Genomic DNA, 21,111 nt, shown 5'->3' on the forward strand with positions numbered 1-21,111 from the left:
GTACCTTTCATTGATAGTAAACAGAATAAGTTCATAAGGAGTTGAAATTCTTGTCAGCCATAATGCATTTTTTTGACGTATTTATAAGTAGTTTTGATTTATTTATTGATGGGCTTAAACTGACATTTCTGTTATCAGCAGCCTCATTAGCAATTGCTTTTGTAATTGGTTTGATTTTTGCTATATTTAAAATTTCTAATATAAAAATTTTAGAATGGATTGCCGATGCTTATATTTGGATAGTTCGAGGAACACCACTTATTGTTCAAATATTTGTTCTATACTACGGGTTAGCAGAAATCGTATTACTTTCTCCATTTTGGGCAGGAACTGCTGGTCTTGCTTTTCATAGTGGGGCATATATCGCAGAGATTATTCGTGGATCAATTCAATCAATTGATAAAGGACAAAGAGAAGCTGGTCGTACATTAGGTATGACAAAAGGGTTAACGATGCGCAGAATAATCTTACCTCAAGCATTTCGTCGAGCGGTACCTTCTTTAGGGAACCAATTTATTATTGGTATTAAGGACTCCTCATTAGTATCCTTCATTGGAATGCAGGAATTGTTTGGAGTAGCTAGTACGCAAGGATCCAACAATTTTGACTACTTACCATATTACTTAACAGTTGCAGTTTATTACTTATTCATCGTTCTAATTCTAACTGTAATTGTTAACTTAATTGAGAAAAAACTGGCTAAAAGTGATTAAGTGAGGAGGTTTAACATGAGTGAAAAACAAGAAATGATTCGCGTTGAAAAGTTAAATAAATCATTTGGAGATTTACATGTATTAAAAGATATTGATATGACAGTAAAAGAAAGCGATGTTGTTGTGTTGATTGGTGCTAGTGGTTCTGGAAAAAGTACGTTACTTCGTTCACTTAATTTTCTAGAAATTAAAGACAGTGGCAAAATCGTTATAGAAGGAGAACAAATTGAACGAGATACACATGATTTGAACAAGGTACGCGAACGTGTAGGTATGGTATTTCAACATTTTAATTTGTTTCCACATAAAACCGTGTTAGGTAACGTAATTGAAGCACCGATCCAAGTTAAAGGTATGAAGAAAAGTCAAGCAATTAAAGAAGGAAAAGATTTGTTAGACAAAGTGGGTCTAGGCGACAAATACGATGTTTATCCATCGACACTGTCAGGTGGACAGAAGCAACGTGTGGCTATTGCAAGAGCGTTAGCAATGAAGCCCCAGGTAATGTTATTCGATGAACCAACATCAGCACTTGACCCAGAACTAGTTGGCGAGGTGTTGGCAACAATGAAAGAACTTGCAGTAGAAGGAATGACGATGGTAGTGGTAACACATGAAATGGGATTCGCACGTGAAGTCGGGGACCGAGTAATTTATATGCATGACGGTAAGATTGTCGAGCGTGGAAATCCTAATGAAATTTTCGATAACCCAAAAGAAGAACGTACGAAGGAATTCTTCAGTTCAATCTTATAAAGCGAAGGGCGCTGTTGTATTTCAGCGCTCTTTTTTATTTTTTTCTTTTTAAGAAATATATTCCTAAGCCAATCAAAATAACTGCCCAAAACTGTTCGATAAAATTTAGAATGTGCAAAATCCATTGTAAATATGGTGGTAAATTTACCGAGAAGATCAAAATTAATGATAATAAAATCAAAATTATCCCCGGTAATAATCCTTCCTTTGTTTTTACATAACGCACCATAAACGCGATTCCAACGATTAATAAGTATACTCCCCAATGATCAATCCAAAATGAATAGTGATTGACTCCATGGAAGTGAATGCCTAGTCCTAAGATAACTGTTCCGCTAAATAAATGTTGATAATCTTTTGCTTGATAGCTATGGATAAGAAAAGCTAGACCGATAATAATAAATAATGTTGGCCATGAATAAAAATCGGTGATTATTGGTAGTTTAAGTTGAGTTAAAAGAAAGTATAAACCTATACCAATCAGTAAATATCCAGTAAAGGTGTGCTGTTTTTTCATCGGAATTCCTCTCTTTGTTTAGTTCCAGCACCTACGGTCAGCTTGACATAAGCAAGAAATCTATGTAGAGGAACGCTTCCTTATGAAACATCATGTGAAGGATAATGTTCCATGATTTTTTGCTTACGCGCACTAACCTAGAAGCAATTTGTATGCACTTTTTCATTTACATATCGATTTCTTGCTTCTAAATCACTGGTATGATAAAGTACTTACGAGTTCGTTTCCAACTATAACTAGTGTGGATTCGAAATCTGTTCACATTTTACCAGAAATCATATATCTTTTCTATGTTATAATGAATAAAGAATTAGTTTTTTAGTTTTATCGGGGGTAGATCGCTGTGCACATACTAAAAGTTGGATTTAACTATAAGTCAGCCCCAGTAGAAATAAGAGAAAAGCTCACATTTTCTGAAGAAGACATGGATAATGCTATGTTGCTATTGAAAACACAGAAGAGTATTTTAGAAAATGTTATCGTTTCTACATGTAACCGTACCGAAATATATGCGGTGGTTGATCAAGTTCATACCGGACGTTATTATATAAAGCAATTTTTGGCAGACTGGTTTAAACTGGACAAGGATGAGTTTTCACCTTACTTGAGAATAGTGGAAAGTGACGGAGCAGTTGAACATTTATTTAAAGTTACTGCTGGTCTTGCTTCAATGGTATTAGGAGAAACGCAAATTCTAGGACAGGTAAAACAAGCATTTTTAACTGCACAAAAAATGAAAACAACTGGAACGATTTTTAATGAGCTTTTCAAACAAGCTATTACATTTGCTAAAAAAGCACACAAAGATACAGCAATTAGTGAACACGCTGTGTCTATTAGTTATGCTGCAGTAGAATTAGCTAAGAAAATTTTTGGGGATTTACAAAATAAACATATTGTTATTTTTGGTGCCGGTAAAATGGGCGAATTGGCAGTTAAAAATCTCCATGGATCTGGGGCAACCAAAATCACCATGATAAATCGTACGTATGAAAAAGCAGTAGAATTGGCTAGTAAGTTTAATGCAAAAGCAGAACATACGGAAAAACTAGTCGATGTGATGCAAGATGCAGATATTCTGATTAGCTCTACTGGATCTGATTCTGTAGTCATTACTAAACAAATGCTTGAGCCTATTCAGAAAAAGCGCAAAGGTAGTCCTCTATTCTTAGTGGACATTGCAGTACCACGAGATATCGATCCGAAAATAAGTACATTGGATAGTGTTTTTCTATATGATATCGATGACTTACAGCATATTGTGGATCAAAACCTTCATTCTAGAAAGAAAGCTGCTGAATCAATAGAAATAATGCTAGAAGCAGAAATTGTTCAATTTAAAGAATGGCTACAAACACTCGGAGTGGTACCGGTAATATCTGCCCTGCGACAAAAAGCGTTAGCTATTCAGGCTGACACGATGGACAGTATTGAACGAAAAATGCCTAATTTAACGGTTCGTGAAAAAAAGGTCTTGAATAAGCATACGAAAAGTATAATTAATCAGCTGTTAAAGGAACCTGTTACGCAGGCGAAAGAATTGGCTGCTAGTAAAGACGCTACGGATAAACTTAATTTGTTTATTGATATATTTGGAATTCAAGAAGAGGTTCAAGAAGAATTGGACAAGCAAGCAAATAAAAAAAGCACTACGATTAGTAATTCAGAATCAGACAAAAAAGTATCCTTTCCATTAGTGGAAAAACTATCAACCAATTAAGATGAAAGGGTATTATCTATGCTAGAACTTAGATGGCTCTCTGAAATCATTCTAATTATTTATGGTCTAAGTTTGACCTGTTACTTCATTGATTTTATTCAAAATAACCAGAAGGCAAATCGGACCGCCTTCTGGTTACTTAGTATGGTCTGGATTATCCAAAGCTTTTTTTTGTTTAAACAAGCCTTTATTGAAAATAGCTTTCCTGTTTTATCTATCTATGATGGATTGTTCTTTTACTCTTGGGTTTTAGTAACTTTTTCATTAATTATTAATCGTTTATTCTCGATACACTTTATCGTTTTCTTTACTAACTTATTTGGATTCTTTATTTTATTGATGTATATATTAACTGAAGCAGAACAAAAAGGACTTCAACAAGGTGTTCGATTAGTGAATGAAATATTAATCACACATATTACCTTATCCATTGTGTCATATGGCTTTTTTACACTTTCCTTTTTGTTATCGATTATGTATTTAATACAATATCAATTTCTCAAGAACAAGAAGGGTATGAAATGGATATGGCGGTTAGGTGATTTAAAGCAGCTTGATCAGTTATCTTTTAAGGCTGTTACCCTGGCCGTACCGTTATTACTAATTGGAATTATCCTTGGTGTTGTATGGGCGTATGTTGCTAATGCTGAATTTTATTGGTTTGACTTAAAAACGTTAGGTTCATTTTTTGTATTAGCTGTTTACGTCCTCTATTTATTGTTACGGGTTGTTAAAAAATATCAAGGTAAATCCATATCTATCTATAATACAGCAGCATTTTTAATCTTACTTATTAACTTTTTGTTATTCAGCTTATTATCTAATTTCCATTTTTAGGAGGAAAAAGCATGCGAAAAATTGTAGTTGGAACAAGAAAGAGTAACCTTGCTATTACACAAACAAATTGGGTTATTAATGAATTGAAAAAAGCAGGTGTTCCCTACGAGTTTGAAACTAAAAAGATTGTTACAAAAGGTGATAAAATTTTAGATGTGACATTATCTAAAGTTGGCGGTAAAGGGCTCTTTGTTAAAGAAATTGAACAGGCTATGTACGATAAAGAGATTGATTTTGCTGTTCACAGTATGAAGGACATGCCTTCAGAAATGCCCGAGGGGCTAATAATAGCCTCCATTCCTGAACGTGCAGATCATCGTGATGCATATATCGCAAAGAATCACGTCAAATTAAAAGATCTGCCCGAGGGAGCGATTGTAGGAACTAGTAGCCTTAGACGAGCAGCGCAGGTTTTAGCTGAGCGTCCAGATGTTTCCATCAAACCTGTACGAGGAAATATCGAAACACGTTTACGCAAGCTAAAAGAAGAGAACTATGATGCAATTATATTAGCAGTTGCAGGTATGCAACGTGCTGGTTGGGATGAGGAAATTATTACGGAATATCTAGACCCTGAAGTTTGCTTACCAGCTGTTGGCCAAGGTGCTCTTGCGATCGAGTGCCGTGAAGGAGACAGCGAGGTTATCGAAATGCTAATGAAAATAAACAATGACTACACTACAAAAACGGTTACCGCAGAACGAACTTTCTTAAAGCTATTAGAAGGTAGTTGCCAAGTACCAATTGCTGGTTATGCATATCTAGAAAATGATGAAATAATCTTAACAGCCCTAGTTTCTAGTGCAGATGGGAAAATTATTCTACGCGATACTATACGTGGAAACGACCCTGTTGAAGTAGGAAAAGAAGCTGCTACAAAATTAATTGACCGTGGTGCAAAGGACCTTGTAGATGAAGTGAAAGAGGAGCTTAATGATTAATGCATGCTCCATTACACGGAAAAGAAATTCTGATTACTAGGGAGAAAAATAAGTCTAAAGCGTTTGCTGATTTAATTACAACACACGGTGGTATACCCGTTGAGATACCATTACTGAAGATTTCGTGTAATTCTTTCAATGCGAAAATAAACATCTCTAATTATCAGTGGATCTTTTTTACTAGCGCCAATGGGGTTACGTGTTTTTTTGAAAAGGTGCAAGAATTGCCTGATACAATTCGAATTGCTGTTGTGGGTCACAAAACAGAGCTGGCACTTCAGCAATTCGGCAAGCAAGCAAATTTTATACCTACACGTTATAATGCAGATGTAATGGCTTCTGAGTTTTTACAGCGAGAAAAAATAGAAGGTCCAATTTTAATCATAAAAGGTAATAAATCACGTGGGGTACTTCAGCAAGAATTTCAAATGAATAATATTTATTATGATGAAATGGAAACATATACGACGTCTATTTCTACAGAAAGCAAGTCATTGTTAAACACATATTTTAAAGACTCAAAACCTGACTATTTGACTTTTACTAGTCCATCAACTGTTGAAGCGTTTGTCGACATGATGGAATCAGAAGTTGAATTAAACAATGCCAAAGAAATTCCTTGTGTTTGTATTGGATCGACTACTGAAGAACGTGCAGCACAATTGGGTTTTTGCCAAACATTAATTCCCAACGAATATACGGTTGAGGGAATGGTTGATAAAATGACAGATTACATACGAAAGAAAGGATAGATTGTTATGACAACTAATTTGAATTTTGCACGTCACCGTAGACTTAGATCATCTTCCGCTATGCGTTCAATTGTTCGGGAAAATCATTTACAGAAAGAAGATTTAATATATCCGTTTTTCGTTATTGAAGGTCAGGGTATACGTAACGAAGTTTCTTCAATGCCAGGCGTTTTTCAGCTTTCATTAGACAATGTTATTGAAGAAATGAAAGAAGTTCATGAATTAGGGATTACTTCTGTCATTGTATTTGGTGTTCCAAATGAAAAGGATGAAACTGGCACAGGTGCTTACGTGAACGATGGGGTTGTGCAACAAGCTATTCGGATTATTAAACAGGAAGTACCAGAACTATTAGTTATCGCAGACACTTGTTTATGTGAATTCACATCACACGGTCATTGTGGTGTTATTCATGATGGAGATGTAGCGAACGATGAGTCGTTAGAATTGTTAGCTAAAACGGCGGTTTCACAGGCTGAGGCTGGTGCAGATATCATTGCTCCGTCCAATATGATGGATGGATTTGTTATCGCTATACGTACTGCTTTAGACGAAGCAGGCTACACGAACATTCCAATTATGTCTTATGCGGTCAAGTATGCATCAGCATTTTATGGTCCTTTCCGTGAGGCAGCTGATAGTACCCCGCAATTTGGTGATCGTAAATCCTATCAAATGGATCCAGCCAATCGTTTAGAGGCAATCCGTGAGGCTGAATCTGACATCGAGGAGGGTGCAGACTTTTTAATCGTAAAACCTGCACTGTCTTACCTTGATATTGTCCGGGATATAAAAGATAACTTTAATGCACCTGTTGTCGCTTACAATGTGAGTGGAGAGTATGCAATGGTAAAAGCGGCTGCAATGAATGGGTGGATTGACGAAAAGTCATTAGTAATGGAAAAGCTCACTTCAATGAAGCGAGCTGGTGCAGACTTAATCATTACTTATTTCGCAAAAGATGTTGCTAAATGGTTGGCTAAGTAAAAACAATATTACAGATACGAGGTGATTTTTAATGAAACAATTTACACAATCAATTGATGCTTATAAAGAGGCTGTAGACTTGATGCCAGGGGGAGTCAACTCTCCTGTGCGTGCGTTCAAATCTGTTGGTATGTCACCTATTTTTATGGAGTCAGGAAAAGGTTCAAAAATTAACGATATTGATGGTAATGAATATATCGACTATGTATTGAGTTGGGGTCCACTAATTCATGGCCATGCTGATGAGCGAGTAGTAGAAAAGTTAAAAGAAACTGCTGAAAAAGGAACAAGCTTTGGTGCACCTACACGAATTGAAAATAAGTTAGCTGAACTAGTTATTGAACGTGTACCGTCGATTGAAATGGTGCGCATGGTAAACTCAGGAACTGAAGCTACCATGAGTGCATTACGCGTTGCACGAGGATATACTGGACGCGATAAAATTTTAAAGTTCGAGGGTAATTATCACGGCCATGGAGATTCTCTTTTAATTAAAGCTGGTTCAGGGGTTGCGACATTAGGATTACCAGACAGTCCTGGAGTTCCAGCATCTATTGCTCAAAATACCATTACAGTACCATACAATGACATGGAAAGCTTGCGTTTGGCGTTTGCTAATTATGGTGATGACATTGCTGCAGTTATTGTAGAACCAGTTTCAGGAAATATGGGTGTGGTTCCACCAAAGGATGATTTCCTTCAAGAACTAAGGGCAATAACTAGTGAGCATGATTCTGTTCTTATTTTTGATGAAGTAATGACTGGATTCCGAGTGGGTTATAATTGTGCACAAGGTTATTATGGGGTAACACCAGATTTAACTTGTTTAGGAAAAGTAATTGGTGGTGGATTACCTGTAGGTGCTTACGGTGGTAAACGTGAAATTATGGAGAAGGTAGCCCCTGCGGGTGAAATCTATCAGGCGGGAACACTTTCTGGTAACCCACTTGCAATGGTTGCTGGATATGAAACATTACAAGGTCTTACTCCTGAATCTTATACAAAAATGAATGAAAAAGTGGATAAGCTAGTTGAAGGATTTAAACAAGCAGCAGTGGATTATTCTATTCCATTGCATATTAATCGTGCCGGATCAATGTTAGGTGTCTTTTTCACAAATGATCCTGTAGATAATTTCTCTACAGCTCAAAGTGCTAATTTAGATTATTTTGCACAGTATTACCGGGCAATGATTGAGAATGGTGTGTTCCTTCCACCATCGCAATTTGAAGGGTTATTCCTTTCAACAGCACATACAGACGAAGATATAGAAAAAACGATTACAGCTATACGGAATTCTTTTTCTGCTATACAAAAGTAAAAAAAATGCTACCAATTCTTTCTTGGTAGCATTTTTCCTGTTTACATAAGAATGGGAGTATTGGATGCATTTTCCGTAAACTGCGAACTAAAGGAAATTCATGTCTATTGTAACAGCAACATTGATTTCCGCTGCGGGCAGTCGCTTTCCGCGGGCGGCTGGTGAGCCTCCTCGTGCTTCGCACCCCGAGGTCTCACCTATGCCTATTAATCCCGCAGGAGTCGACTGTCCTCCGCTCCAATCAACTGCCAAAATAGCAGATAATTAATGTTTTTAAGCGTCCTATAAAAGAAATAATAGTTATTGAACACAACTCCAGTGGAGAAAATACACTTTGACTCCTGCGGAAAAAGCGAAGACGATGAGACCCCGCAGTGAGTGATTTTCTCACGAGGAGGCTCATCGCGAGCCCGCGGAAAGCAAAGTGTATTTTCGTAACGGCTATGGAACACTGATCATGAATTTTCACTAGTTCGCAATTTCCTTCAATTGTAAACGAAAATTTCTGTCTAAGACGCTGTTTGGTATCGGACTGAGGATGCCTTATTTGCCTATTTTAGCTTTATTTTAAGGTTTAACGGACACACGATGCCTTATTCAGCTAAAAAGTATGGTTTTTAACTGTTCTTACCCAAATAAAGAATCGTGAGTCCGATAACAACCGCATTTACCTTTATTTTTCCCAAATAAGAAATCGTGAGTCCGTTAGCTGCAATCCAGCATGTAATCATTCCATTACCCTCGAAAATGTTACTTCACCAGCCTTACTGGAAGCGGAAATCACCGTTGCTGTTAGCCTTATCTTAAATTTTCACTGCTTTGCAATTACTTCGATCTCACTTTCTACTCATGAAATAAAGAGCCTTATAAACATTCATATATTCCTACCTTGTTTCATATAGTTGTATAAAACATTTGTTTATTTTTAAGTGTTAGGAAGGAGGAAGTATGTTGTCACAAGAAAATCCAGTATTTAGCTTTGAGTTAAATGAATCGCTTTATTTTGAACCGGGACAGGAAGTAGCGGAGATTTTAGGTATTTCACTGGATCCAGAAATTTCGATACAACCATTTAATGATTACATATCTATAAGAGGTGTAATTGAATTGAATGGCGAATATCAACGTGTAAGTGAAAGTAGATCAGGCGATGAAAATTATCCTGATTTAGACGATTTTCCTTCACGGCGTTACGTTGAACAGGTATTTGAGGCGGAACGTGGTGAAACATCATTTTCCCACCGTTTTCCTGTTGAGATTTCGGTTCCTACTTATCGCGTAAATGATCTTGATGATGTAACCGTTTCTGTTGACTACTTTGACTATGAGCTTCCAGATCAGAATCAAATACGCTTATCTTCCATCATTGCTATTCAAGGAATTAATGAATTAGCCGAGTCACCAGAACAAGTTGAAGATGAAGTGGAAGAGCAGAATCAAGTACTTGCTGAGGATGTAGAGGAAACATTTCGTTTTGATTGGAAAAATCAATATGAAGAAGAACAGGAAGAAGAGACGGATGCCCCTGTTGAATATGCACAAACTCGAGAGGAGCATGAAGAAGAGGTAGCGATAGAGGAAGAAAGTAATGACCCACCGTCATCTATTGTTCATTCCCCAGAGCAAGAAGGTTCCGAGAAACCTGAAGGAGAAAAAATCGATTACTTGTCCAACATGTTTAGAGAGACAGAAGAGAATTATACAAAAATGAGATTATGCATTGTGCAGGATAATGATACCATTGAAACCATCGCTGAACGCTATCAAGTAAATCCGCTTGTCATCTCAAAGCAAAATAACCTAGAAGATGAAGAGGTGGATGAAGGTCAATTACTGTATATACCTGTCCAACATCAAAAATAAATTTTGACAAATCAATATATTATCCCCTTGTTTATTATTTTTGGCTTAATGGTTACCCGGTAGATCTTCAGTCAAGCCTCTAATCGAAACTTGACTGAAGATACACTTGAGGTAATGTAGTCATCTAGTGTTAACAAGGGGGTTAATGTTTTCGAAAGGTGGAAAATATCCATGAAAAATAATAGAAATTTATATACATATGGAAAAGAATTAACAATACAAGACATCTTTCGAAATATAGGCTATGCTCACAAAGGAACTTCACAAATCATTCCGCTCAATCATGAAGAAGTAAAAAATACGTTTGTACAGTACTTAGAAAAGAATGAACAAGATCGTCAGCGCTTTGATCAATACATAGATGAATTTGAACAAAAACGGTACATGTCACCGGTTGAATTATTGGTTTGTACGCATTATCGAGATATTGCATATGTTTACAACGAATTGTTTAACAGAATTAATCAATTTACCAGCACTCTTTCTGAAACTAATGAGTGGAAATATTGTCGTTGTTACGGCAATAAAAATATTAAAAGTTTGCTTGTAAAACGACATTTGTACCAGAATAGTCATGAAGCGTTTTTTCATGGTAATGCAGTAATTGACGTTGCAGCAATGATAAAATACCATTACGAATACTACCAATGGGAAGAGAGAAGTCTCTCTGATCTATTCTCAGACTATACTTCAGAAAATCCACTTAAACAAATAGAACTACACTTATTAGCTATTTATTTATTGAATCCAATAAACTATTTTAAAGCAGTAGAGAGCTATGCCACGAATGCTTCAGATAAAACGATGATTCAACACGTGATTTTTCTAAAACGTAATCAACAATGGCTCATCAAGATGGCGGAATGGACACATGAAAATTTGACATTGGATGAAACGGATTAAATCCATTCCAAATAAAAAGCAATAAAAATTCCGATAATGATTCCTAACAAAAATACGTCAAAAGTTGTTGGGAAAAATAAAGTCCTAATTAGTTGGAAAATTAATATCGGTAGCGTGACTTTTTCAAGAACGCAAATACAGTGTCTTGCCCATGGTGGTATTTTGTATCTATAATAACGTCCCATTTTTTATCACATCCTTCACATAATCCGTAATTTTTATTATAATATGTTTACACACATTGTTTTTGTGCAGAATATAAAATAACACTTGATTTACTAGGAAGAAATAGGTAATATAGATAAAACAAACAGGATAGTTAAAAGCGATGAATGGGAAGAGTACAAGATAATACCTTAAGAGAGGGAAATGGTTGCTGAGAATTTCCTAGGATTATTAACTTGGAAGGTCGCCCAAGATGCTACTTCTTTGAAATACGAGTAGAAGAAGTCGGATAAAACCGTTAAAAATGACGAGTGTGTAGGCTATTTTAGCCTGCAAACAAAGGTGGTACCACGGAAACAGTCTTTTCGTCCTTTATTGGATGAAAGGATTTTTTTATTGTTTAAAATCAGTACTCAAAGGAGGAAAAAGTCATGTCAGAAAAACCGAAAAATGCATTACCTCCAAAATATGATCCACAAGCAGTTGAGAAAAATCGTTACCAGTTTTGGCTTGATGGAAAATATTTTGAAGCGACAGGAGATAAAAACAAGGAGCCGTTTACAATTGTAATACCTCCTCCAAACGTTACTGGACGTTTACATTTAGGGCATGCATGGGACACAGCTATGCAAGACACTGTCTCAAGAATGAAACGGATGCAGGGCTATGACGTATTGTGGCTACCAGGTATGGATCATGCTGGTATTGCTACACAGGCCAAGGTTGAAGCAAAATTAAAGGGAAAAGGGCAGTCACGTTATGATTTAGGACGAGAAAAATTTGTTGAAAAGGTCTGGGACTGGAAAGAAGAATATGCAAGCTTCATTCGACAGCAGTGGGAGAAGCTTGGTCTTGGACTAGATTATTCCCGTGAACGTTTTACGATGGATGAAGGATTATCTGATGCAGTACGAGAAGTTTTTGTTACGTTGTATAATAAAGGATTAATTTACCGTGGTGAATATATCATTAATTGGGATCCAAAAACAAAAACAGCACTTTCCGACATTGAGGTAATTCATAAAGAAATTCAAGGTCATTTTTATCATTTGCGTTACCCGATTAAAGATAGCGATGAAGCAATTGAAATTGCTACTACTCGACCAGAGACGATGTTAGGTGATACTGCTATTGCGGTACATCCGAAAGATGATCGTTACAAGCACTTAGTAGGTAAAAAGGTAATCTTACCTATTGTGGGACGAGAGATTGAAATTGTAGAAGATGACTATGTTGACATGGAATTCGGATCAGGGGCTGTTAAGATTACTCCCGCGCATGACCCGAATGACTTTGAAATCGGTAATCGACATAACTTAGAACGGGTTCTTGTTATGAACGAAGATGGCACGATGAATGATAACGCAGGTAAATACCAAGGGATGGATCGCTTTGAATGCCGTAAGCAAATTGTTAACGATTTAAAAGATCTTGGCGTACTGTTTAAAGTTGAAGAACATATGCATACAGTTGGACATTCTGAGCGAAGTGACGCTGTCGTTGAACCATACTTGTCTACACAATGGTTTGTAGATATGCAACCGTTAGCGGATGCATCCGTTGAAATGCAGCAAAGTGAGAAAAAGGTTAATTTTGTTCCTGATCGTTTTGAAAATACGTATTTACGTTGGATGGATAATATTCGAGACTGGTGTATTTCAAGACAACTCTGGTGGGGACATCGAATTCCTGCATGGTACCACAAAGAAACAAACGAAATTTACGTTGGTAAAGAAGCTCCAGCTGATAGTGAAAATTGGGAACAGGATGAAGATGTGTTAGATACATGGTTTTCTTCCGCTCTATGGCCATTTTCAACGATGGGCTGGCCAGACAAAGACGCTGAAGATTTCAAACGTTATTTTCCAACCGATGTACTGGTAACTGGTTACGACATCATATTTTTCTGGGTTGCACGTATGATTTTTCAGTCAAAAGAATTTAATGATGAACGACCATTTAAAGATGTATTAATTCACGGACTTATTCGTGATGCAGATGGTCGCAAAATGAGTAAATCACTTGGAAATGGTGTCGATCCAATGGATGTTATCGATAAATATGGAGCGGATTCATTACGTTACTTCCTTTTAACAGGAGCATCACCTGGCCAAGATCTACGTTTTTATTGGGAAAAGGTTGAAGCAACTTGGAATTTTGCCAATAAAATATGGAATGCTTCACGATTCTGTCTGATGAATATGGAAGATTTTGCTTATGAAGATATTGATTTGTCAGGTGAAAAGTCTGTTGCAGATAATTGGATTTTAACTAGATTAAACGAGACCATTGAACAAGTAACGAAGAATACTGCTAAATATGAGTTTGGTGAAGCAGGTCGATATTTATACAATTTCATTTGGGATGACTTATGTGACTGGTATATTGAAATGGCCAAACTGCCATTATATGGTGATGATGCCGAGAAGAAAAAGACGACCCAATCGATCCTGGCGTATGTACTAGACAACACAATGCGCATGCTTCATCCATTCATGCCATTCATTACAGAAGAAATTTGGCAACAGCTTCCTCATCAAGGTGAGTCCATCACAATCGCTAGCTGGCCAGAGGTTCGTACGGATTTACATGATGAACAAGCTAAACAAGAAATGGAACAATTGGTTTCAATTATCAAATCAGTTCGGAATATCCGTGCGGAAGTAAATACGCCTATGTCGAAACAAGTAAAGCTTTTAATCCAAGCTGAAAATGATTCCACAGTAGCCGAGTTGGAAACTAATAGAAACTATATCGAACGTTTCTGTAATACCGATGAGTTGAAAATCGCAGCATCAATTGATATTCCAGAAAAGGCGATGTCAGCAGTGGTTACGGGAGCAGAATTATTTCTACCGCTTGAAGGTTTAATCGATCTTGATAAGGAACGGGCAAGACTGGAAAGCGAATTGGAAAAATGGAGTAAGGAAGTTGAACGCGTTCAAAAGAAATTAGCAAATGAAGGCTTTGTTAAAAAAGCACCAGAGGCTGTAGTTGCTGAAGAAAAACAGAAAGAAAAAGATTATCTAGAAAAGCATGCTAAAGTAAAAGCACGTTTACTTGAACTAAATGCTTAACAAAAAAGCGGAATTTCATGTAAAAATGAAATTCCGCTTTTTAACGTATACTATCCTGTCTTAATATATAACATTGCTATGTTGATTGATTTCCTTTCTAGCAGTCAGCACTCATCGCACAATCAGGGGCTCAACTACCATTCAGTGGGGGAGAAAAAGAAACCCCCACTGAATGAAGCTTCACTTTATAGTTGGTTTATGATATGTTTCATGTATTTTTGCAGAATGTTTATATCACTTACTGCGCTTAACGTCCGTGAACCAACTACATCCTCAATCTCATTAAATTGTAATGTTCCATCAACACTAAATAAAAAATCAATACCCACCATATCAAATGAAAAATAATTAATGATCGTATCTATTAATCTTTTTTCACTTTCATTTAACGAATACCAAGTCGCAGAACCACCAAGCTTAAAATTTGCTCGGAAATCTTTCTTATTTTCACGAAGCACTGCTCCTACTATCTCTTTCCCGATAACAAAAACGCGTAAGTCTTTTCCGTGAATAACTTTACTAGATTGTTTAATAATGGTTGTTGAATGTATTCTTGGTAAATTTGCTACTAATTCATATTCATTATTTATTAGAAAAACTTGTTTTCCACTGCGGCCGGTAGTTTCTTTTATGACAAAAGGAAATTCGTGATTGGTATCGTATTCTAACTGTTTTCTAGTAGTAAAATAGGTGCTAACCATGGGTATGTTTAGTTGACTTATGTGTTGGTGAGTAAGTGCTTTATCATTACAAATCTGCGAAACAGTAGATGAGTTAAATACACGAACACCTAGTTGTTCTAAATGTAAGCTTAATAAAGGATCTATTGTTCGTACAACAGCAAAGTCTGGTAAATTCATTTTTTTCCCGTTTACATGTATGCACTTATTATTGTCAACTATTGCTGGTATTATATCTTCTCTTATTATTAATGAAAGCTCCGCATTTTGTAGTTTTGCCTCTTCTATAAACCAGTTAATATAAGAAGCGTTTTCCTCGGAATCTTGTTTGTTATAGATTAACCACCCTTTATAGGTCAACTTAAATCACCCTACTTTGAAGTTGATAAATATAATCGATAATATGGTCCGCTACATTAATTCCAGTACAATCGTACATGTTACGTATATGTGCATTGGAGTTTACCTCACATATAATGGGTGTATCATCTGGACCAAAGAGTAAATCCACTCCTGCAAAATCCGCACCAATAGCTTTTGTTGCGGCAATTGCAACTTTGGTTTCTTGCTTAGTTGGCGTGTATGTTTGCATTTTACCACCAGCTGTTACATTGGCACGAAAATCGTTAGTTGCTGTACGAATCATGGAAGCAACAACCTCATCTCCGACTACATGCATACGAATATCACGTCCATAGCTTGTATTAATAAACTCCTGAAATACATAAGATTTACCTTGAAGTACATTTACTTTGTTCTCTAATTGATTTTCCGTTTCGATTAGATAAACTTGTTCACCAAAGGAACCAAATGCTTCTTTTATAATGAGCGGTAGCCCAAAAGTATTAATTACTTTTCTGCAAATGGTTCTATCTAGGTCTCCATTATTTAAAAATGCTTTAGGAGCTATAATCGTTTTTGGTATTGGAAGCTTATTTTTCGCTAAAACTTGATAGGTTAGTATTTTGTCGTCACTGATTCGAATAGCGTCAGAGCAATTGTAAACGCGTATACCTAATAGTTCTAACTGATTTGCTAGATAGATATCTTTGTCTGTAAAGATTACAAAGTCAGGTAATGTATATTCTTTATCAATTAGTAATGCGAAATTTTGATCTGTTAAATAGGTTAGTAGTTCATTATTCTTCCAAATGGTAGTTGCAATACCTTTGGCTGAAGCAGATTTTTGTAACCATTCAGCAAAATCCAAAAATTTATTTCCGCGAAGATAGCCATTGTAAATAATCCATCCAGTAATTTCCACTATCCTACTTCCTTTCTATATCAATTGGTTCAGTGCTATACTATATTCGTTACTAATCTTACACGTAGGTGAAATAATGTTTAACTATTTTAATGAAATTGAAGCTTTTTTTGAACAACGTAAATCGGCTGGAATTAAACCTGGTTTAGACCGAATTAAATCATTACTACAGTCAATCGGGAATCCAGAACAAAAAATTAACGGTATTCATGTAGCAGGTACAAACGGAAAGGGGTCTACCGTTCAGTATATCAAACATGCACTTATCCAAAATAACTACAAAGTAGGTGTATTTACCTCTCCAAGTTCAACTGGATTAACTGGTCATATAATGATAGATGATGCTCCAATCAAAGAAGAGACATTCATAGACTTAATGAATAGTATGTATCCCCAAATTAAACAGTTGGATTTACTTGGTGAACATCCAACAGAATTTGAGATAGTAACCTCGCTTGCGTTTTTATACTTTTCCAATTCTGTTGATATTGCTTTAATCGAAGCCGGAATGGGTGGTCGTGAAGACACGACAAATTGTTTTCAACCTCTTCTCTCTATTATAACAAATGTAAGCCGTGATCATATGACTTTCTTGGGCGATACCGTTGAAAAAATTGCTACCCATAAAGCAGGTATAATTAAAACTAATACACCTGCAATTATTGGTCCGATGTCCGATAATACAATGAAGGTTATGGAAAAAGAAGCAAATCAAAAGAAAGCCGAGTTATATAGATTTGGAAGAGAATTTGAATGTAACGTTGAATCAGGCGATAGCTTTACTTGGAAAAATAAGAAAAAAACGATGCAGGTGAAGCTACAAATGAATGGTGAGCATCAAAAAATAAACGCATCTTTAGCCATAATGGCAATAAACCTACTTGCAATTAAAGGGTTCGTTATCGATGATCAGAAAGTCCTTAAAGGAATTCATCATACAACGCTACAGGGCCGATACGAACTTATTCACGAACAGCCACGAATTATTATAGATGGGGCTCATAATGAAGCGGGGATTTTATCGTTTATAAAAACGGCTCGTTCAACTGATACAAGAAAAAAGAAGCAGGTTATTTTTGCGGCATTTAAAGATAAAGATATTAATAGCATGATACACTTACTAGAGCAAAACTTTGACTCAGTCATAGTAACAACGTTTGACCATCCACGTGCGGCTACTATTGACGAGCTAGCAAAATATAACAAACCCGAAAAGGTAGTTGTACAGGATAACTGGCAGAATATAATGAAAACCGTGTTAGGTTCTTCTAACGCAGATACACTGTATTATGTCACAGGTTCTTTACATTTTATTACAAATATTAGAAATTTCGTAGCGCAACAATAGATAATATGATAGTCTTACATTATCTGAAAAATTTTAATAAATAGGTAAAAAGTTGGTGGTTTTCGATCTTTTGATCGAATAAAGGGGCGGATGACACATGATTTCTGAGAAAAGAATAAATATATTGCTCGTGATTTGGGCAATTCTCTGGCCATTGAGTTTACTGACTACATATAATTACAATTTTTTAAATGTTGATGGTCAACTCGTTGATATTTTATTATTTGCTCTGTTTATGTTTGTTGTCGCTTCATTTCCTTTAATCATCAACAATGCACCAGTATTTTTTATTAATGGAATTAGTATCGCCGTCTTTCTCTCGTTTGGTATTTTTGTTGAAATGGTCCTTACCCAATTAGCCATTTTAGTAGTTTTAATACGAGTGCGAGTTGGAAAAAAAGAATATTATCGCTACCCACTGAATCTTACGATGTTTTCCGCAGTTTCGTTAAGCGGGGCATTTGTTTTTTGGTTTTTAGGTGGTGATCATAATTCAATTGATGTGACTAGTATTCCAGATATTATTGCCATTTTTGGTTATGCCATCACCGTTTTTGTTGCGAATCAACTATTTATTAAAATGAACCATCGCTTTTTTTATAATAGAAAGGTCAAGCTAATTGATAAAGGATTTTTACTCGAGTTACAGTATTCCTTAATAGTATTACCAGTTGGGTATGTATTATATGTTTTATACACCGAAATAGGCCGAATTGCCATCTTTTATATGGGTATACCATTTGTAATGATTTCGATCATTCTGAAGTTGTTATATTCACATCAAGAAGTAAATCGATACCTAGAAAAAACAGGTGAAATCGGTCATCAATTAACTAAAAAGATGGAAGTAAATCAAGTTTATGATGTTTTTATTAATAAATTAGGCCATCTTTTGCCAATGGATTATGCATATATTTATATGGAAGCAAATGAACAGTTGGAATTAGTTCGATTTTATGATGTGAATCAAGAAATTAAGCTTTCAAATGAGCAGCTTGAAAAACAAGAAGCTTTTAGTGGAAAGGTATGGGCAACTGGAGAACCGATTATTTATGATAGTTTTAAACAGTGGTCTTCTATTAACAGTTCCAAAGTCCCCTCGAATATGGAAAGTGTTATTTCACTTCCAGTGGAATATAATAATGGAATTACAGGTGTAGTTACGATTATATCAAAAGAAAGAAAAGCATATAGTAAGGTTCATCTTCGAATTATGGATATCTTAACTAATTACTTTGGTGTTGCAATTGAAAATGCCAAAAATTATGAAGCAACAAAGGCAAGAAGTGAAAAAGATGGACTAACCAATCTGTATAATTATCGGTATTTTAATAATGCTGTAGAGGAATATGGTTCAACTTTCACAAATGGTCAAGTATATTCTCTTATATTACTAGACCTAGATCATTTCAAACAAATTAATGATACTTATGGACATGAGGCAGGAAATGAAATATTGTGTATATTTGCAGATAGGTTGAGAGACTTTATTGGTGAATCTGGATTAGTTGCGAGGTACGGAGGAGAAGAATTTGTTATTTCGCTTCCAAATATTGATCTAACAAAAGCACAATACGTTGCTGAGGAACTTCGGTTACTAATTGCTGAAAATCCTTTTCCTGTCGAGAAACACATTTTAGACCACAGCAATGTAGAAAATGTTTCCATTACAGCAAGTATAGGGGTCGCGACATATCCAAATCATTGTGAGTCACCGAATGAATTAGTTCGACATGCTGACCGGGCTATGTATCTTGGTGCAAAACAAAGAGGACGAAATAAGGTTGCTGTGTATCAAGAGTTACAACCAATATAGGCCGTGTCAAAACACAAGTTAATACGCTTGTGTTTTTTCTTTGTAACGTCAGAAAGCATAAGTTATGGTAGACCTTATAAGAAAAAATTCGGCACTCGCTATTAAGGACGAGGCGAATGCCGAATTTTTCTAAAGAGCAAAGAAAGTATAATCGAAAAGCTGTGTAGCTCCATTGCCCAGAATCTGCCGTCATAAGCAATGGACACCTCTTCCCCACAGGACAAGGAAAGCTCCTTGAAATACATCGGCGCTTGCGCTTTTCAAATTTCGGAACTTCATAACTATCGCGATTTTTGTTGAATAGTTTTTAGTGATAAGTGACAAAACTCGCCTTACTTTTCAGAATCTCTATGATAGAGTAATAGAAACTTGGAAAGTGAGGGAAGAGAATGGATAAACGAAAAACAATCATCGTATGGATGGATGGTAAAAAAACGAAATTAAAACAAAGTGATAATCCTACTAATAAGCCTGACGAAACATATTCATTTAAAGAACTAGCTGCTACCAAAGAAAGTCATAGTGATAGTGATCCAATCCCCACTTACATTAGACAAAATACATTTGAAGATGAAATACCACTAAAAAATGGTAGAAATAGAAAAGCGTATAAACAAATATTTGTTGCTGGCTTTTCAGCCATTTTATTAGGAATAGGTCTTGGAATTTTTATGTTAAACATGTTTACAAATATTGGCCCAAATACAATCAATGAAAAGTTAAATCCACTTTCCGAGGCAACAAATGGAACTACGGAAAATGGTTCAAGTAATGCGGTTGTAGCTGATACATCTACTTATACGGTTGAAGGAATAGAGGCATTCGTTTTACAAGCTGGAGTGTTTAGTGGCGAGACTAATGCATCAGTTATTGAAGAAAAATTCAGTAGTGCTGGCTTTCCGACTATGACATGGAAACATGAAAATAAATATTATTTGTTCGCGAATATTGCTGAGACAGAGGCTTTAGTAGACAGTAAAATAGCACAATATAAAGCGTTGAATTTAGAAACATATGCAAAAAAATGGACGACTAGCGATATGAAATTAGAATTAACTGAGGCTGAACACAAATGGTTACAATCATTTCATTCGTTGTGGAATAATGGGCTAACGAAAGTGTCAAACAATAACTCGATTGTCACCAATGATTGGATACAATGGATAGAAGCATACCCTGAGAAAGTGAAAAACACAAATAATTTTTATAAAAATGTAAAGTCGTTACAAGAAGACATCCAAAATGCTGATCAAACAACATCTCCAACGTTGCTGTTGAAGCTATGGAATGAATACGCTAATTTAATAAAATAAACATACGTGTTGCTAGTAATTTAGTCAATATCGTAATTTAATTTTTTATACAGGTAGTTGCTACTTAAAATTGCATTTTCTTCTAGAAGAAAAGATTATTTTAGGGATAAAGATGGTATTAGAAATCCATTTTTGCCT

General features: G+C 35.8%; 18 protein-coding genes and 1 other annotated feature. Of the genes, 14 read left to right on the forward strand and 4 right to left on the reverse strand.

The window, feature by feature from the left end; genetic code table 11:
- Positions 1-62: 62 nt before the first annotated feature.
- Both ACY9Z2_RS03925 and ACY9Z2_RS03930 read left to right on the forward strand, forming a co-directional pair.
- Positions 63-713, forward strand: a complete 651-nt coding sequence (locus tag ACY9Z2_RS03925; protein ID WP_463608516.1) for an amino acid ABC transporter permease — start codon at positions 63-65, stop codon at positions 711-713.
- Between the two features lie 15 nt (positions 714-728).
- Positions 729-1,469 carry an amino acid ABC transporter ATP-binding protein gene (locus tag ACY9Z2_RS03930; RefSeq protein WP_463608313.1) on the forward strand — a complete coding sequence of 247 codons (741 nt, stop codon included), beginning with the start codon at positions 729-731 and terminating at the stop codon, positions 1,467-1,469.
- 34 nt (positions 1,470-1,503) lie between these two features.
- Here ACY9Z2_RS03930 and ACY9Z2_RS03935 read toward each other — a convergent pair whose 3' ends face one another.
- On the reverse strand, positions 1,504-1,986 hold the full coding sequence (locus ACY9Z2_RS03935) for a LiaI-LiaF-like domain-containing protein (RefSeq protein ID WP_463608314.1): 483 nt from the start codon (positions 1,984-1,986) through the stop codon (positions 1,504-1,506).
- A 343-nt stretch (positions 1,987-2,329) separates the two neighbouring features.
- On the opposite strand from ACY9Z2_RS03935, the gene hemA reads away from it, so the two are divergent.
- The 8 genes from hemA to ACY9Z2_RS03975 all read left to right on the forward strand — a co-directional run bounded on the left by hemA (position 2,330) and on the right by ACY9Z2_RS03975 (position 11,310).
- The gene (hemA, locus tag ACY9Z2_RS03940; protein ID WP_463608315.1) at positions 2,330-3,706 is read left to right on the forward strand and encodes a glutamyl-tRNA reductase; all 1,377 of its coding nucleotides are present in this window, start codon (positions 2,330-2,332) and stop codon (positions 3,704-3,706) included.
- 18 nt (positions 3,707-3,724) lie between these two features.
- On the forward strand, positions 3,725-4,543 hold the full coding sequence (gene ccsA, locus ACY9Z2_RS03945; RefSeq protein WP_463608316.1) for a cytochrome c biogenesis protein CcsA: 819 nt from the start codon (positions 3,725-3,727) through the stop codon (positions 4,541-4,543).
- Positions 4,544-4,554: 11 nt separating this feature from the next.
- Positions 4,555-5,484 (forward strand): hydroxymethylbilane synthase, encoded by a 930-nt coding sequence (hemC, locus tag ACY9Z2_RS03950; RefSeq protein ID WP_463608317.1) that lies wholly within the window; start codon positions 4,555-4,557, stop codon positions 5,482-5,484.
- Entirely contained in the window at positions 5,484-6,236 is a 753-nt protein-coding gene (locus tag ACY9Z2_RS03955; protein ID WP_463608318.1) for a uroporphyrinogen-III synthase, read from the forward strand. Before hemC ends, ACY9Z2_RS03955 begins: the two co-directional genes overlap by 1 nt.
- Positions 6,237-6,242: 6 nt before the next feature.
- Complete coding sequence (gene hemB / locus ACY9Z2_RS03960; protein ID WP_463608319.1) at positions 6,243-7,223, forward strand: porphobilinogen synthase; 981 nt, start codon at positions 6,243-6,245, stop codon at positions 7,221-7,223.
- Positions 7,224-7,254: 31 nt separating this feature from the next.
- Positions 7,255-8,544 (forward strand): glutamate-1-semialdehyde 2,1-aminomutase, encoded by a 1,290-nt coding sequence (hemL, locus tag ACY9Z2_RS03965; protein ID WP_463608320.1) that lies wholly within the window; start codon positions 7,255-7,257, stop codon positions 8,542-8,544.
- Between the two features lie 951 nt (positions 8,545-9,495).
- Positions 9,496-10,407 carry a LysM peptidoglycan-binding domain-containing protein gene (locus tag ACY9Z2_RS03970; protein WP_463608321.1) on the forward strand — a complete coding sequence of 304 codons (912 nt, stop codon included), beginning with the start codon at positions 9,496-9,498 and terminating at the stop codon, positions 10,405-10,407.
- A 171-nt stretch (positions 10,408-10,578) separates the two neighbouring features.
- The gene (locus ACY9Z2_RS03975) at positions 10,579-11,310 is read left to right on the forward strand and encodes a hypothetical protein (RefSeq protein WP_463608322.1); all 732 of its coding nucleotides are present in this window, start codon (positions 10,579-10,581) and stop codon (positions 11,308-11,310) included.
- Here the strand turns inward: ACY9Z2_RS03975 and ACY9Z2_RS03980 are convergent.
- The gene (locus ACY9Z2_RS03980; protein ID WP_463608323.1) at positions 11,307-11,495 is read right to left on the reverse strand and encodes a YszA family small membrane protein; all 189 of its coding nucleotides are present in this window, start codon (positions 11,493-11,495) and stop codon (positions 11,307-11,309) included. The genes ACY9Z2_RS03975 and ACY9Z2_RS03980 overlap by 4 nt on opposite strands.
- 134 nt (positions 11,496-11,629) lie before the next feature.
- Positions 11,630-11,851, forward strand: a binding site (T-box leader).
- A gap of 55 nt (positions 11,852-11,906) precedes the next feature.
- Here ACY9Z2_RS03980 and ACY9Z2_RS03985 point away from each other — a divergent pair.
- The gene (locus tag ACY9Z2_RS03985; protein WP_463608324.1) at positions 11,907-14,552 is read left to right on the forward strand and encodes a valine--tRNA ligase; all 2,646 of its coding nucleotides are present in this window, start codon (positions 11,907-11,909) and stop codon (positions 14,550-14,552) included.
- A gap of 185 nt (positions 14,553-14,737) precedes the next feature.
- Here the strand turns inward: ACY9Z2_RS03985 and ACY9Z2_RS03990 are convergent, their stop codons facing one another.
- Together ACY9Z2_RS03990 and ACY9Z2_RS03995 are read right to left on the reverse strand one after the other, a co-directional pair.
- Complete coding sequence (locus ACY9Z2_RS03990) at positions 14,738-15,592, reverse strand: ATP-grasp domain-containing protein (RefSeq protein ID WP_463608325.1); 855 nt, start codon at positions 15,590-15,592, stop codon at positions 14,738-14,740.
- A gap of 1 nt (position 15,593) precedes the next feature.
- A complete protein-coding gene (locus ACY9Z2_RS03995; RefSeq protein ID WP_463608326.1) occupies positions 15,594-16,496 on the reverse strand; it encodes an ATP-grasp domain-containing protein in 903 nt (300 codons plus the stop codon).
- Between the two features lie 76 nt (positions 16,497-16,572).
- Here ACY9Z2_RS03995 and ACY9Z2_RS04000 point away from each other — a divergent pair, with 76 nt between their 5' ends.
- The 3 genes from ACY9Z2_RS04000 (at position 16,573) to ACY9Z2_RS04010 (ending at position 20,973) form a co-directional block, all read left to right on the forward strand.
- Entirely contained in the window at positions 16,573-17,844 is a 1,272-nt protein-coding gene (locus ACY9Z2_RS04000) for a bifunctional folylpolyglutamate synthase/dihydrofolate synthase (protein ID WP_463608327.1), read from the forward strand.
- Positions 17,845-17,941: 97 nt separating this feature from the next.
- Positions 17,942-19,660, forward strand: a complete 1,719-nt coding sequence (locus tag ACY9Z2_RS04005; RefSeq protein ID WP_463608328.1) for a sensor domain-containing diguanylate cyclase — start codon at positions 17,942-17,944, stop codon at positions 19,658-19,660.
- Between the two features lie 389 nt (positions 19,661-20,049).
- Positions 20,050-20,973 carry a hypothetical protein gene (locus ACY9Z2_RS04010; protein WP_463608329.1) on the forward strand — a complete coding sequence of 308 codons (924 nt, stop codon included), beginning with the start codon at positions 20,050-20,052 and terminating at the stop codon, positions 20,971-20,973.
- Positions 20,974-21,111: the final 138 nt, after the last annotated feature.

The organism is Virgibacillus sp. GM2-2, from assembly GCF_055329585.1.

Bases quoted from the DNA above. Each gene is read 5' to 3' on its own strand.
- ACY9Z2_RS03955 (WP_463608318.1), top strand. From the start codon at position 5,484: ATGCATGCTCCATTACACGGAAAAGAAATTCTGATTACTAGGGAGAAA.
- ACY9Z2_RS03935 (WP_463608314.1), bottom strand. From the start codon at position 1,986: ATGAAAAAACAGCACACCTTTACTGGATATTTACTGATTGGTATAGGT.
- ACY9Z2_RS03985 (WP_463608324.1), top strand. From the start codon at position 11,907: ATGTCAGAAAAACCGAAAAATGCATTACCTCCAAAATATGATCCACAA.
- ACY9Z2_RS03925 (WP_463608516.1), top strand. From the start codon at position 63: ATGCATTTTTTTGACGTATTTATAAGTAGTTTTGATTTATTTATTGAT.
- ACY9Z2_RS03975 (WP_463608322.1), top strand. From the start codon at position 10,579: ATGAAAAATAATAGAAATTTATATACATATGGAAAAGAATTAACAATA.
- hemL (WP_463608320.1), top strand. From the start codon at position 7,255: ATGAAACAATTTACACAATCAATTGATGCTTATAAAGAGGCTGTAGAC.
- hemB (WP_463608319.1), top strand. From the start codon at position 6,243: ATGACAACTAATTTGAATTTTGCACGTCACCGTAGACTTAGATCATCT.
- hemC (WP_463608317.1), top strand. From the start codon at position 4,555: ATGCGAAAAATTGTAGTTGGAACAAGAAAGAGTAACCTTGCTATTACA.
- ACY9Z2_RS04010 (WP_463608329.1), top strand. From the start codon at position 20,050: ATGGATAAACGAAAAACAATCATCGTATGGATGGATGGTAAAAAAACG.
- ACY9Z2_RS03980 (WP_463608323.1), bottom strand. From the start codon at position 11,495: ATGGGACGTTATTATAGATACAAAATACCACCATGGGCAAGACACTGT.
- ccsA (WP_463608316.1), top strand. From the start codon at position 3,725: ATGCTAGAACTTAGATGGCTCTCTGAAATCATTCTAATTATTTATGGT.
- ACY9Z2_RS04000 (WP_463608327.1), top strand. From the start codon at position 16,573: ATGTTTAACTATTTTAATGAAATTGAAGCTTTTTTTGAACAACGTAAA.
- ACY9Z2_RS04005 (WP_463608328.1), top strand. From the start codon at position 17,942: ATGATTTCTGAGAAAAGAATAAATATATTGCTCGTGATTTGGGCAATT.
- ACY9Z2_RS03930 (WP_463608313.1), top strand. From the start codon at position 729: ATGAGTGAAAAACAAGAAATGATTCGCGTTGAAAAGTTAAATAAATCA.